The organism is Agromyces molybdatiresistens, assembly GCF_052748445.2.
Window position 1 is genome coordinate 2514329 of record NZ_CM188258.1, and the last position, 13851, is coordinate 2528179.

8 protein-coding genes are annotated in these 13851 nt (G+C 71.2%); 3 read left to right on the forward strand and 5 right to left on the reverse strand.

The window, feature by feature from the left end; all coding sequences use genetic code 11:
- Positions 1-7: 7 nt before the first annotated feature.
- Positions 8-835, reverse strand: coding sequence for a carbon-nitrogen hydrolase family protein (locus ACULK2_RS11590; RefSeq protein WP_445967390.1), 828 nt, complete (start codon positions 833-835; stop codon positions 8-10).
- Between the two features lie 188 nt (positions 836-1023).
- Between ACULK2_RS11590 and ACULK2_RS11595 the strand changes: the two genes are divergently transcribed.
- Both ACULK2_RS11595 and ACULK2_RS11600 read left to right on the forward strand, forming a co-directional pair.
- Positions 1024-3171, forward strand: a complete 2148-nt coding sequence (locus ACULK2_RS11595; RefSeq protein WP_445967391.1) for a hypothetical protein — start codon at positions 1024-1026, stop codon at positions 3169-3171.
- 82 nt (positions 3172-3253) lie between these two features.
- The gene (locus ACULK2_RS11600; protein ID WP_445967392.1) at positions 3254-3403 is read left to right on the forward strand and encodes a hypothetical protein; all 150 of its coding nucleotides are present in this window, start codon (positions 3254-3256) and stop codon (positions 3401-3403) included.
- Positions 3404-3615: 212 nt separating this feature from the next.
- On the opposite strand, the gene ACULK2_RS11605 is transcribed toward ACULK2_RS11600, so the two are convergent.
- The gene (locus tag ACULK2_RS11605; RefSeq protein WP_445967393.1) at positions 3616-5151 is read right to left on the reverse strand and encodes a leucyl aminopeptidase; all 1536 of its coding nucleotides are present in this window, start codon (positions 5149-5151) and stop codon (positions 3616-3618) included.
- On the reverse strand, positions 5148-6845 hold the full coding sequence (locus ACULK2_RS11610; protein WP_445967394.1) for an MFS transporter: 1698 nt from the start codon (positions 6843-6845) through the stop codon (positions 5148-5150). The genes ACULK2_RS11605 and ACULK2_RS11610 overlap by 4 nt, the downstream gene beginning before the upstream one ends.
- A gap of 130 nt (positions 6846-6975) precedes the next feature.
- On the opposite strand from ACULK2_RS11610, the gene ACULK2_RS11615 reads away from it, so the two are divergent.
- Positions 6976-8535 (forward strand): SLC13 family permease, encoded by a 1560-nt coding sequence (locus tag ACULK2_RS11615; protein WP_445967395.1) that lies wholly within the window; start codon positions 6976-6978, stop codon positions 8533-8535.
- Positions 8536-8711: 176 nt separating this feature from the next.
- Here ACULK2_RS11615 and ACULK2_RS11620 read toward each other — a convergent pair whose 3' ends face one another.
- Positions 8712-11306 (reverse strand): family 78 glycoside hydrolase catalytic domain, encoded by a 2595-nt coding sequence (locus tag ACULK2_RS11620; protein ID WP_445967396.1) that lies wholly within the window; start codon positions 11304-11306, stop codon positions 8712-8714.
- Positions 11303-13807 carry a glycoside hydrolase family 3 N-terminal domain-containing protein gene (locus ACULK2_RS11625; protein ID WP_445967397.1) on the reverse strand — a complete coding sequence of 835 codons (2505 nt, stop codon included), beginning with the start codon at positions 13805-13807 and terminating at the stop codon, positions 11303-11305. Before ACULK2_RS11625 ends, ACULK2_RS11620 begins: the two co-directional genes overlap by 4 nt.
- Positions 13808-13851: the final 44 nt, after the last annotated feature.

Sequence of the window (13851 nt, forward strand, 5' to 3'; positions counted from 1 at the left end):
GGCCGGGTCAGGCGTCGTCGCGCACGACGACCGAGAACCGGCGCAGCGCGAGCGCCGGATTGCGTCTCCGCACCTCGGCGATGCGGTCCGTCGAGAGCCAGGCGACCGCGACATCCGTCTGCTCGCCGATCGTCGCGACCTCGACGCCCATCGGATCGACGACCATGCTGTTGCCCGCGCCGACGGGCGGCGCATGGTCGGCTGCGAGCACGTAGACCGTGTTCTCGATGGCGCGCGCCGTCGTGAGCGTGCGCCAGTGCGCCTCCTTGAGCGGCCCGCGAACCCACTCGGCCGGCATGCAGATCGCGTCGGCGCCCGCATCGACGATGCGGCGCGAGACCTCGGGGAAGCGCACGTCGTAGCAGGTCTGCAGCCCGAAGCGGATGCCGCCGACGGCGAACGTCTCCGGCTCGGCGATCGCGCCGGGCGCCACCCACTCGCTCTCGCGCTGGCCGAACGCGTCGTACAGGTGCAGCTTGCGGTACCGGGCGACGACCCCCTCCCCCGGTGCGACCGCCACGACGGTGTTCGCGACGCGGTCGGCCTCGTCGGGAAGCCGCTCGATCATGCCCGCGACGACGTGCACGCCGAGCCGGTCGGCGAGCGCTCGGAGCGCCGTCGTGAACGGGCCGCGGACGGGCTGGGCGGCATCCACCCACGCCCGACCGGGCTCGGGAGTGAAGAAGCTGGAGTACTCGGGGAACACGACCAGCCGCGCTCCGCGCGACGCCGCGACGCCGGCGAGACGTTCGATCTCGGCGAGGTTGTCGGCGGCGTCGTCGCCGGGCGCGAACTGCGCGACCGCGACGGCCAGGGGCGCGCCATCCGTCTGCATGCAGCCAGCCTAGGGGGCGTAGTCAAGCCCATCCGGGGGCCGAAGGCAAGATCTATCCTCCATCGCACTCGAGTGGTGGGCTGGTCGGGTCCAGACGCGCGGCCCGACCGGCCGTGCGCGCACGATCGGTCCCTACGCCGGACGGACGAACCATCTCTCGGGCGGGGCCACGACAGATGGGAAACCCAGTGCGCAGAGCACCACGACGCTCCCTCGGCGCGTTCGCCGTCGGAGCCCTCGCCGCGAGCCTCCTCGCGGCGACCGCAGCGCCGGCCTCGGCCGACGACCACGAGAACCTTCCGGGCGAGCCGACGATCACGTTGCCGATCAACGACAGCGCCGCCGGCGGCACCTACGACCAGGACTTCACGCGCGTCTACGCCGGCATGACCCCCGACGGCACCCCGGTCTACATCTACGTGCCCGAGGGCACACCGCTCGACGGCAGCGCGCCCACCGGCGTCGACAGCCTCGACCCGGCGTTCGACCACACCGCCGCCGACGACGAGTTCGTGCCGTGCGCCGACGCCGACGTCGCCGACTACACGATCACCCAAGCCCAGATCGACTACATGGGCGACCAGCTCGCGAACCAGATCGTCGCCGTCGACGAGGAGCACTTCGGCCTCATGGACGCGGCCGACCCGGACGAGCCCGCGAGCGACTCGCTCGTCATGGTCGTCTACAACGTGCAGGACGAGCAGTACTACGACTGCGAGGTCACGAGCTACACGGCGGGCTATTTCGCACCCGACTTCATCGAGTCGGCGGGCATGAACACGATCGTCATCGACGCGTACGACTGGGCGAACCGCGTCGGACCGGATGACGCGGAGTGGCGCGACGACGACCCCGCCAACGACCAGGCCACCCTCTACGAGGGCGTCATCGCCCACGAGCTCGAGCACCTGCTGCACAACTACAGCGACCCCGGCGAGCTCAGCTGGGTCGATGAGGGCCTCGCCGACTTCGCGGTGTTCCTCAACGGCTACGACGTCGGCGGTTCGCACCTGACGTACCACCAGGTGTTCTACGCCGAGACCTCGCTCACGCGCTGGGCGGGCGGCCTCGAGAACTACGGCGCCGCCTACACCTACTTCCAGTACCTCTGGGAGCAGGCCGGCGGCAACGGCGACGGCACCTTCGAGCCCGACCTCGAGTACGACGGTGCGGGCGGCGACCTGCTGATCAAGCTCATCTTCGAGAACCAGGGCGACGGCATGGCCGGCGTCCAGGCCGCCATCGACGAGTTCAACGCGGCCACCGGTGGCTCGCTGCGGACCGCCGAGGAGCTCTACGAGGACTGGGCCGTTGCGGTGTACCTCGACGACGAGGACTCCGAGCGCTTCGACATCAAGGCCGTCGACTTCGGCGACCCGGCGTCGACGAGCTGGACCATCGACATCGCCGACGACCAGTTCTGGGACGGCCGCGGCTCGAACCAGGGCGCGCAGCCCGAGGCGAAGTGGGACCGTCGGAAGAACGGCCAGGCCGACACCGCCCTGCCGTACGGCATCCAGATCGAGCGGTTCCGCAACCCGGGACCGACGGTCGACGTCTCGCTCGACGGCGATGACACCACGCAGATCGCCCCGCACACGGGCGACACGCACTGGTACGGCGGCTACGAGAGCCAGGCCGACAACATCCTCGACGTCGACGTGGCGGACGGCTCGGCCTCGACCCTCGACTTCTGGTCGTGGAACTTCATCGAGGAGGGCTGGGACTACGGCTTCGTCGAGGCGCTCGTCGGCGGCGAATGGGTGACCGTGCCGTTGACGGATGACTCGGGCGCCGTCGTCACGACCGACGACGACCCGCACGGCAACAACACCGAGGGCAACGGCCTCACCGGCACCTCGGGCGGCGAGTACTTCGTCGACGAGCCCGAGTACGTCCACCTCTCGGCCGAACTGCCCGCCGGTACCACCGACGTGCGCTTCCGCTACTCGACCGACGCCGCGTACCTCGACACCGGATGGTTCGTGGACGACGTCACGGTCGACGGCGAGGCCGTCACGCTCTCGTCGGCCGACGGCGAGTGGATCGAGACGACCGGGCTCCAGGACAACAACTGGACGCTGCAGGTCATCGCGAGCTGCGACCTCACCCCCGGCGTCGAGTCGGACTACGAGATCGTCGACGAGGCGGGAAACCACGTCTACCGCCTCGAGGGCGACGACATCACCATGTCGGGCCTCGACACGTCGTGCGCGAAGGGCAAGAACCGCGACTTCGCGACGCTGGTCTCGAACCTGCCCACGGGCGACCTCGACACGCTCGACGCGGGCTACGAGCTCACGGTGACGAACACCGGCAACGGCAGGAAGGGGTAGTCCCGCCCACCGTTCCGATCTCTTCGGCAGGCCCCGGTCCCCTCGGATCGGGGCCTGCCCGTTCGTCGACGTATCTGAGAAGGTGGGCTATGGAAAGCCCGCCAAGCGCGGGCGACCCGGCCACTACGAGGTCCTGCTCGCGATGGCCTCCTTCATGTCGCTCACCGTCGAGGAGACCGAGAAGCCGCAACTCGACGCCCTCGTCGCGGCGCTCGAACGCTCCAAGGGCTGAGCCACGGGACTGCGGGCGCCGACACGTGGATCCGCGAGAACGGCGGCCCGGCGCACGCGCCTGTGCAGCGCGAGCAGTCCGTCCTCATCGAGTTCCGCCATCCGCTCGGGCTCGATCTTGCCGGATCCGGAGTGCCACGAAGTGGTCGGAGAACCTCGGGAAGCGGACGGCCTCCCGAACTCCACGCTGAGCGGCGCCCCGCGCCCCTCCGTTCAGCCGACCGGGGTGAATCCGCGTGCGACTTCGGCGAGGATGCGCGCGCCGTAGCCCGTCGCGCCCTTCGAGCGCCACGCGTCGTCGCTCTCGGCGTTCATCGTGCCGGCGATGTCGAGGTGCGCCCACGGGGTGTCGCCCACGAACTCGGCGAGGAACAGCGCTGCGGTCGTCGCGCCCGCGTTCGTGCCGCCGAGGTTCGCGATGTCGGCGACATCGGAGTCGAGCAGCTTGCGGTACTTCCGCGCGAGCGGGAACTGCCACGCCGGCTCGTCAGTCCTGTCGGCCGCGTCGCGCACCCGGTCGACGAGCGGCTGGCTGGTGCCGAGCACGACCGAGTGCGTCTCGCCCAGGGCGCGCAGCGCGGCGCCCGTCAGCGTGGCGATGTCGACGATCGCGTCGACGCCCTCCTCGGTCGCGAGCACGAGCGCGTCCATCATCACGAGGCGACCTTCGGCGTCGGTGTTCTTGACCTCGACGGTCCTGCCGCCGCGCGCGGTCAGCACATCGCCGAGCTTGTACGCGGAACCCGACGGCATGTTGTCGGTGCACATCAGCCAGCCGGTGACCTTCGCGGTCGTGCCGAGTTCGCGCAGTGCCGTGAACGCGCCGAGCACGGCCGCAGCGCCACCCATGTCCATCTTCATGAGCAGGTGCATCGGGTCGCTCGGCTTCAGGCTGATGCCGCCCGAGTCGTACATGATGCCCTTGCCGACGAGGCCGAGGTGACCGGTCGGCTCGCCGTCGGGGGCGTAGCGCAGCACGATCATGCGCGGCTCCTCGGCACTGCCCGCATTCACGCCGAGCAGGCCGCCGCATCCGAGCTCGACCAGCTGGGCCTTGTCGTAGACCTCGACATGGAAGCCGAACCGCCCGCCCAGCATCTCGGCCACGTTCGCCATATCGGTCGCGGTGAGATGGCTCGGCGGCGTGTTCGCGAGGTCGCGCGCGACCGCGGTGGCGCGTGCGGCGACGAGCCCGGTGGCGGCACCGGCGGATGCCGCGTCGCGGTCGGCGCCGTCGATGCGCAGCTCGACCCGGGTCAGCCGTGCCTCGCGCGGCTCGCCCTTCAGCGCGTCGTATCGGTACCGCGCGAGCACGGCGCCCTCGGCGAGGGCGCGACCGGCGGCGGCGGCGTCGACTGAGCCGAGCTGCGGCACCCTCAGCCCCACGGTCGCGGCCTTCGGTACAGCGCGGACGAACGCGGCGGCGGCGTCGCGGAGCGCGGCATCCGTCACCTCGGGCGCCGGGCCGCCGCCCACGACGACGATGAGCGTGCGGCCGGCCTGCGGAATGAGCAGCGTCTGGCCGGGCTTCGCCTCGAATCCGGCGCGCTGCAGGGCCTCGCGGTCGAGCCCCACGCCCTCGGGCAGCGGGCCCGCGTCGTGCACGATGACCCCGATCGCGTCGAGCCCGGCACCGCCGGTGCCGCCGCCGAACTCGTCGACGGCCACCACCTCGACCACATCGAACGCGTCGAGCGAGGGCACCGGCGAGAAGTCCTCCGGGATGAGCTTGTGCGGGCTGCGGGTCACGGTTGCGCCTCCAGTCGGTCGGGATCGACGACCTCGTCGATGGGGTCGTCGTCGTCGGGCTCGAGCTTCGCGGGAAGCTCGCCCTCACGGTAGTCCGGCATGCGCATCGCCGGCACGATCGCGAGCAGCGACAGCAGTGCGAGCCCGAGGAGCGAGATCTGCAGGGCGCGCAGGCGGGCGTCCTCATTGATCTCGATCGCCGCGGCGACCTCGGCGTCGCTGGCCGACGTGCTGCCGAGGACCTCCTCGAGCTGGGCGTTGGTGAGGAAGTCGGCGTCGTCGAAGTTGATCTCGCTGATGAGCTCGTCGCTGATCTCCGGGTTCTCGACGGCCGAGGTGGCGAGCGTGGTCGCGAGCACGCCGACCGCGAACGCGGTCGCCACGGCGATGCCGACCGATCCCGAGAGGTTGTGCACGAGCCCGCGCCACGCGCCGACGTCGCCAGCGAGCTGCTTGGGCGCCGCCGAGAGCAGCGTGTTGAACACGAGCGCGACGATCGAGCCCTGGCCGAGGCCGAGCAGGATGAGCCCGGCGACGATGAACCACTGACCCCACTCGCCGCGGACCGTGAAGGCGAGCAATGCGAGCGCCGCCGCGACCACCACGAAGCCGGCCGCGCCGAGCACACGGGGGCTGAACCGTCTGTACAGCACCGCGATGAATGTCGACGACAGGAAGATCGACAGGGTGTACGGGATGATCGAGAACGACGTCTCGATGCCCGACAGGCCCTGCACGACCTGCATGTAGAGCGGGATGAGGAAGTTCGCGGCCGTGCCGACGAACAGCATCGTGGCCATGCACGCCGTGACCGCGCGCTCGGCGCCCGTTGCGAGTACGCGCAGGTCGAAGATGCGCGGCGCCCCCGCGGCGCCACGTCGGCGCAGCCACAGGAAGAAGGCCTGGCCCACCACGAGGCCGAGCACGATGAGGATCGGTGCCGGCGAGACGCCGAGCACGCTCCACGGCGCCTGCTCGGTCGCGTTCCAGACGCCCCACGTGTTGAGCCCCGAGAACCCGAAGCTCAGCAGGATGATCGACGCGGCCGCGAGCAGCGCGCCCGTCCAGTCGATGGTGAGTCCGGGCTGAGCCGGCACGGGCTTCAGCCGGAAGCTCAGCAGCAGGTTGACCGCGCCGAGGGCGACCATGAGCCAGAACGACCACCGCCAGCCGATCGTGGTCGCGAACTGGCCGGCGATGAGCAGCGCCAGCACGCCCGCAGCTGGGATCGCCGCGGCGAGCAGGCCGATCGCCCGCGCCTGCTGCGCGCCGTGGTAGTTCGTCGCGATGAACACGGTGAGGGCGGGGGCGATGAGCGCGATCACCGCGCCCGAGGAGGCCTGAGCGATGAACAGCACCGTCGGCGTCGGCGCGAGCGCGACACCGGCCATCGCGAGCGCGTGGATCGCGACCGCGAGCTGGAACACACGACGCGTGCCGAAGCGGGCGCCGACCTTCGCGCCGAGCAGGATGAACGCCGCCATCGAGAACGTGCCCGCCGTGATCGCGGTGCCGACCGACGACGCGGCCGTGTCGAGGTCCTCCGTGATCGGCGCCATCGACACCGTCAGCGCGTTCACCGCGAACGACGCCTGGATCTGCGTGAGCACGACGACGATGAGCGGAAGCCACGACGCCGAGGTCGTGGCATCCGCTCGCTGGGTGGTACCGGCCGACTGCGGGCTCGAACTCATGTGCACCCCCGGGGACCGGCCCGGCGCGGGGAGCCGGGCGTCGATCCGACAGTAACCCGCCGCGCCGCTCAGCGATAGGGCACCGAACCGAGGGCGTTGCGAAGGGATGCCGCAGGGTTAGCCTGTGGCAATGGACCCCGTGGCGACGACGCTCGTCATCCTCGCGCTCGCCGTCGTCGCGTTCCTGTCGAACCGGATCCCGCTCGGCATCGTCGCGATCGGGGTCTCGGTCGCGCTGTGGGCGACCGGCGTGCTCGAACTCGGCCAGGCGCTCGCCGGCTTCGGCGATCCGACGGTCATCTTCATCGCGACCCTGTTCGTCGTGAGCGAGGCGCTCGACTCCACGGGCGTGACGGCGTGGGCCGGCCAGCAGGTCGTCGGACGTGCGGGCACCGGGCGCACCCCGCTCCTCGTCGTGATCTGCCTGCTCGTGGCCGCCGTGACCGCGCTCATCAGCGTGAACGGCGCCGTCGCCGCGCTCATCCCGGTCGTCGTCGTGGTCGCGACGCGCGCCGGCATCCCGCCGTCCCAGATGCTCATGCCGCTCGCCTTCGCCGCTCACGCCGGTGCGCTGCTCGCCCTCACCGGCACGCCCGTGAACATCATCGTCAGCGAGGCGGCCGCGGATGCCGGGGCCCGGCCGTTCGCGTTCTTCGAGTTCGGGCTGGTCGGCGTGCCGCTCGTCGCGGGCACCGTGCTGGTCATGGCCCTGTTCGGGCGGCGACTGCTGCCGGAGCGCGTTCCCACGACGCTGCCGCAGGACCTCGCGACGCGCACGCGCGTGCTGCGCGAGCAGTACGCCATCCCCGAGGGCACCGAACTGGTGAGCGTGCGCCGGGGGGTCGCCGAGGTCGTGGTCGCGCCGCGCTCCGACCTCATCGGCCTCCACCTCTTCCCGGGAATGACCACGCCGAGTGGCGACCTCGTGGTCCTCGCGGTGCAGCGCGGCGGCGACCCGCTCCGCGGCCGCGAGTACACGCTCCGCGCGGGCGACACCCTGCTCGTCTCGGGGCCGTGGGACCTCCTCGAGCGCAACACCGAGGGCCGCGACGTGCTCGTCGTCGACGCCCCGGCCGACGTGCGACGTTCGGTCCCGCTGGGAACCGGAGCGAAGCGTGCGATCGTCGTCCTCGGGGTCATGGTGGTGCTGCTCGCCACGGGCATCGTGCCGCCGGCGATCGCCGGGTTGCTCGCGGCATCCGCGCTGGTGCTCTCGGGAGTGATGACACCGAAGCATGCCTACCGCAGCGTCTCGTGGACCACCGTGCTCCTCGTCGGCGGCATGATCCCGCTGTCGACCGCGTTCGTCGAGACCGGCACCGCCGACCTCATCGCGAAGGCCCTGCTCGACCTCGTCGGCGACGCCTCACCGTATACGGCGCTGCTCGCCATGTGCGTGCTCACGATGGTGCTCGGCCAACTCATCTCGAACACCGCGACGGTGCTCATCGTCGCGCCGATCGCCGTCGTCGTGGCCGGCGACCTCGGGGTATCGGTGCTGCCGTTCATGATGGCGCTGTCGGTCTCGGGCGCAGCGTCGTTCCTCACGCCGGTTGCGACGCCGGCCAACACGATGGTGCTCGAACCGGGCGGGTACCGGTTCGGCGACTACTGGAAGCTGGGACTCCCCCTGCTGCTGCTGTTCCTCGTGATCGCGGTGCTGTACGTTCCGCTGGTGTGGCCGTTCTGACCATGGGAACGGGCCGCCTGAAGGAGAGGTCGTGTCGATGACGACGGGACCGGGGACCGGCGAGGGACGCCTCGGCACGGCCGATCGGCTGAAATCGCCGCACCGGGATCTCGCCGTGCCAGCCCGTCACCACGTCGTCGTGCGTGCAGACCTCGGCCGCGGGCGCGGTCCGGCGCTCAGGCACGGCCCGAGGTGGTCGCGGCCGCCCTGCGCGACGGAAGCTCGCACGTGAACTCGTGGACACCGCTCGCGACGTCGTGCGTGGCGCCGTCGGGCAGCACCACGGTCGCGCTGGTCGACACGGGCACCTCGACGCGGAGCGCCAAGGTCGGTCCGTCGAGGGTCCAGGACGACGATGCGCGGCCGTACGGGGTCTCGACGGCGCCGGACGCGCTCGTGAGTCCGCCGCCGATGACCGGTGCGACGCGGAACTCGCGGTAGCCGCCGGTGACGGGTTCGATGCCGGCGATGCGGCGGTACATCCAGTCGCCGACCGCGCCTGCGGCGTAGTGGTTGAACGAGACCATGCCGCCGCCGGAGTCCTCGTCGGTGGCGCCGGGCGTGAGGTCGGCGATGTTGACGGTGCCATCGGGGCGCAGGGCGTCCCAGCGCTCCCAGATCGTGGTGCCGCCCGACTCCACCATGTAGAGCCAGGACGGGGCGTCGGTCTGCAGCAGCAGGTCGTACGCCTCGTCGACGCGGCCGTGGTCGCTGAGCGCGAACAGGATGTAGGGGGTGCCGGGGAATCCGGTGGAGAGGTGCCCGTCGTTCTCGGCGATGAGCCGGGCGAGGTTGCCGGCCATCGCCTCGGCCTCGTCACCCTCGGCCATGCCGAAGTGCAGCGGCAGCACGTACCCCGTCTGGAACTCGTCCGTCAGGGTGCCCGCGCCGTCGGTGAACACGTTCCGGTAGGCCCGGATCACCTCGGCTCGCTTGGCGCGGAAGCGTGCCGCGTCCGCCGGCTCGCCGAGCAGGTCGGCGATGCGTGCGACGATCGCGAGCGAGTTCGCGGCGTAGGCGGTGCCGATCCACTTCCCGCGGGCGATCCACTCCCTCGCCGCCCCGGTCGGCGCTGCCCAATCGCCGAAGTGGAACGGGAACTGCCAGACGTTGCGCCGGTCGCGGTCGACCGAGAGCAGCGACGACCAGCGGTCGACCGCCTTCAGGAACCGGGTCATCGTCGGGTAGTTGCGCCGCAGCACGTCGAGGTCGCCGCGCGCGAGGTACTCGGCCCAGGGCGCGAGGACCGCGACATCCCCCCAGCAGGAGGTCGCCATGGTGGGGAACGGGTTGCCGGCCTTCGGCACGACCATCGGGATGCCGCCGCCCCGGCCCTGCTCGGCGCGCACGTCGCGCAGCCACTTGTCGAGGAAGCGGCCCATGTCGAAGTTGTAGCTCGCGGTCGTGGCGAACACGGCGTAGTCGCCGGTCCACCCCTCGCGCTCGTCGCGCTGCGGGCAGTCCGTCGGGATGTCGACGAGGTTCGACTTCCCGCCCCATCGGATCGCGGACTGCAGGCGGTTGAGCTGTTCGTTCGAGGTCGTGAACGATCCGGTCTCGCGCAGGTCGGAGTGCAGCACATAGGCGGTCAGATCGAGGTCGGCCGGGTCGATGCCGGTGACGCCGACGTAGCGGAAGCCCATGTAGGTGAGCTTCGGCGAGTACTCCTGGTCGCCGTCGACGCACGTGTACGTCGCGGTCGCCTTCGCGGTGCGGAGGCTCTTCACGAACAGCTCGCCGTCGACGAGCACCTCGGCGTGGCGGAACACGACGGTCTGCCCCTCGCGGCCCCGGATGCGGGCGCGCACGACGCCCGCGAAGTTCTGGCCGAAGTCGTAGACGAGCTCACCAGAAGGGCTCACGACCTGCGAGACCGGGTGCAGTTCCTGCTGCGCGCGCACGGGTGCGCCGATCTGGGCCGAGAGCTCCGGGTCGCCCTTGGGAGCGCCGGTCACGTCGGCGGGCTTCCACGTCATGTCGGAGGCCGTGACGCGTGCGTCGACCGTCTCGCCGTCGTACCACTCGGCCATCCGGATGGGGCCGTCGGTCGAGACCTCCCAGTCGGGTCCGGTCGCGACGATGTCGCTCGTGCCGTCCTCGTACTCGATGTGGAGCTCTGCGAGGAACGCCTGGCGGTCGGCGGAGATCGTGTTCACGCGCTTGTGGGTGAACGAGCCGACGGCCCAGCCGCCAGCGACGGTCGCGGTGAGCAGGTGCGATGCGCCGACGCCGCGCAGCAGTTCGGTGACGTCGTGGTGCTGCACCTGCAGGTGGTGCCGGTACGAGGTGAACCCGGGCGCGAAGTACTGGTCGCCGACCCGCCGCCCGTCGAGCTCGAGCTCGTAGACGCCGAGCGCGGTCGCTTCGAGCCGGGCTCGGCGTACGGGCTTCGCCGTCTGGAAGGCGCCGCGGAACACCATGGGAACGGGTGACTGCTTCTTCGGCGCGCGGTACCCGGCATCCGTGATCCAGCGCGCGACCCACGGTCGGTCGCGCCGTCCCGCACGGAACGCGGTCTCGGCCGTCGCGGTCGCGCCGCTCGTCCCGGTGGCCTCGACGTGCACGACGTACTCGGCGTACGGCTCGAGCGGCCCGTCGTAGACGATGCCGACCTGGTCGGTGGTCACGGTCTCCCAGTCGCCGACGCGCACTCGCGCGCTCGCGAGCGCCTCCCCCGGAACCTCCGATCCGAGCGCGAACCCGAATCGCGGGGGTGCGTCGGTGATGCAGCCGGTCTCGAGGCCGTCGACGGTCAGGCGGGTGATCTTCACCGGGTGGGCTCCTCGATGGGGGCGGTGACGGGGGCGGGGGCGAGAGGGACCGGACGGCCGAGGATGCGGCGGAGACCGCGGATCGGATGCCATGCGGCGAGGTCGGCCAGCCCGGCGGCGAGCGAGTACGGCATGACGCCGCTCGAGGACATGGCCAGACTCCGGAGGGACATCGACGGCATCATCCGCAGCACGAAGTGCGCCGCCTTGAGCTTCGCGTCGCGTTCGGCCGATTCGGGCATCGCCTGCGCGGCCCGGAACTGCTTCCGGACCCGCGCGAGCACCGCGCCGAGCATCAGCCTGCCGATCACCGAGCGGGTCGCGTCGGCGAGCCTCGTCTCGAACGTGAGTCGTCCGGGCCGACCCGGGTCGGACACCGGTCGGTCGAGCAGCGCCGGGAAGCTCGCGGGGATGCCGGGCGGCGGCATCGCGTAGTCGGCGTCCACGTCCGCGGGGTACGGCGAGCGCGACGTGCGTCCGCGATCGACGACGAGGGGCGCGGTGAGTCGGATGTCGGCGGCGGATGCAGTGAGCCGGATCTCGTACTCGCCGTCCTCGAGCACCCAGTCGTGGTCGGCCACATCCCAGTACGCGAGGTCGGCGAGGTCGAATGAAAGCGTCACGCGCTCGGATGCACCGGCCACGACGTTGACCTTGGTGAATGCGCGTAGCTCCTGCTCGGCCTTGAAGACGGCGCCGTCGTTGTTGCGGACGTACAGCTGCACGACCTCGGCGCCGTCGCGGTCGCCGGTGTTGGCGATGGTCGCCGAGACCTCGACCCGGTCGCCCGAGACGCGCACGTCGAGGTCGCGGTACTCGAACGTGGTGTACGACAGACCGTGGCCGAACGGGTAGCGCAGCGCCGTGCCCGCCTTGTCGTGGAACCGGTAGCCGACGTAGATCGACTCGGCGTACTGCGCCACCGGGCCGCGATCGTAGTCCGCGGCCGAGCTCGCATCGGCGGCGGTGTGCGTCCACGTCTCGGTGAGCTTGCCGGAGGGGTTCGCCTCGCCGAAGAGCAGCGCCGCGGCCGCCTCGCCGCCGTGCATGCCGGGCAGGGCGAGGTCGAGCACGGCCGCGAGCTCGTCGGCGAACGGCAGCTCGACGGGCGCACCCGCGAAGAGCACGAGGACCACCTGCGCCCCGGTGTCGAGCAACTCGCGCAGCAGCGCGACCTGGGGTGCACCGAGGCGCATGTGCGCGCGGTCGAAGCCCTCGCTCTCCTCGAAGTCGTCGAGGCCGCCGAAGAAGAGCACGGTCCCGGCGGCCTTCGCCGCCTCGATCGCCTCGCGCTCGAGTGCGGCATCCCGTTCGGCGGTCAGCGTGCGGTAGCCCCGCGCGTAGGTGTACGCGACCCCGCGCCGGTCGAACGCATCGCGCGGCGAGACGACCTCCGGCGGAAGGATCAGCGAGGAGCCCGCGCCCTGGAAACGCATGTTCTCGAACAGCTCGCCGACGACGACGAGCGATCCGGATGCCGCGTCCGCATCGAGCGGCAGCGTGCCGTCGTTCGCGAGCAGCACGGCGCTGTCGGTGGCGATGTCGCGGGCGAGGGCCGCGTGCGCGGCCGGGTCGTGCGGGTGCGCGGGCTGCGCGGCGGTGGACGTCGCGCGCTCGATGAGCCGAAGCATCCGCCGCACCGCCTCGTCGAGCACCTCGGAGTCGAGTCGTCCCTCGCGGGCCGCCGCGATGATCGCCTCCCGGTTGTGGGCGACCTCGCCCGGCATGTCGAGCTCGCACCCGGCCTCGAGGCTCGCGACCCGGTCGTGCATCGCGCCCCAGTCGGTCATCACGACGCCGTCGAAACCCCACTCCTCGCGCAGGATGTCGGTGAGGAGCTCGCGGTGGTCGGAGCAGAACGTGCCGTTCAGGCGGTTGTAGGCGCACATCACCGTCGCCGGCCGCGCCTCGCGGATGATGCGCTCGAACGCTCGCAGGTAGATCTCGCGGAGGGCGCGCTCGTCGACGAGGCTGTCGCCGACGAAGCGATAGTCCTCGTTCGAGTTCGCGGCGAAGTGCTTGACGCTCGTCGCCACGCCCTCCCCCTGCACGCCCTGCACGAACGCGCTGCCGAACACCCCCGAGACCAGCGGGTCCTCGGAGTAGTACTCGAAGTTCCGCCCGCAGAGCGGGTTGCGCATGATGTTCACGCCCGGCGCGAGCAGCACGTCGACCCCGAAGTCACGGCACTCGCGCGCGATCGCGGCGCCCATCCGGCGGGCATGTTCGGGATCCCACGAGTGGGCCACCGTCGCCGACGTGGGGAACGCGGTCGACGGCCGGCTGTCGCCGACGCCGAACGCGCCCCCGTCGTCGCGCACCATCCGGACCCCGTGCGGGCCGTCGGTGAGGACCAGCGACGGGATCCCGAGCCGCGGGATCGCGTTGGTCCGCCACGAGTCGACGCCCTCCAGCAACAGCGCCTTCTCGTCGAGGGTCAGCTCCGCGACGAGCTCGTCGATCGCGACCGGGAGACCGGGGGTGATGTCGGTGGTGCTCATGGGTTCCTTCGCTCGCGGAGAGGACACGGTCGGGTACGGCTCGC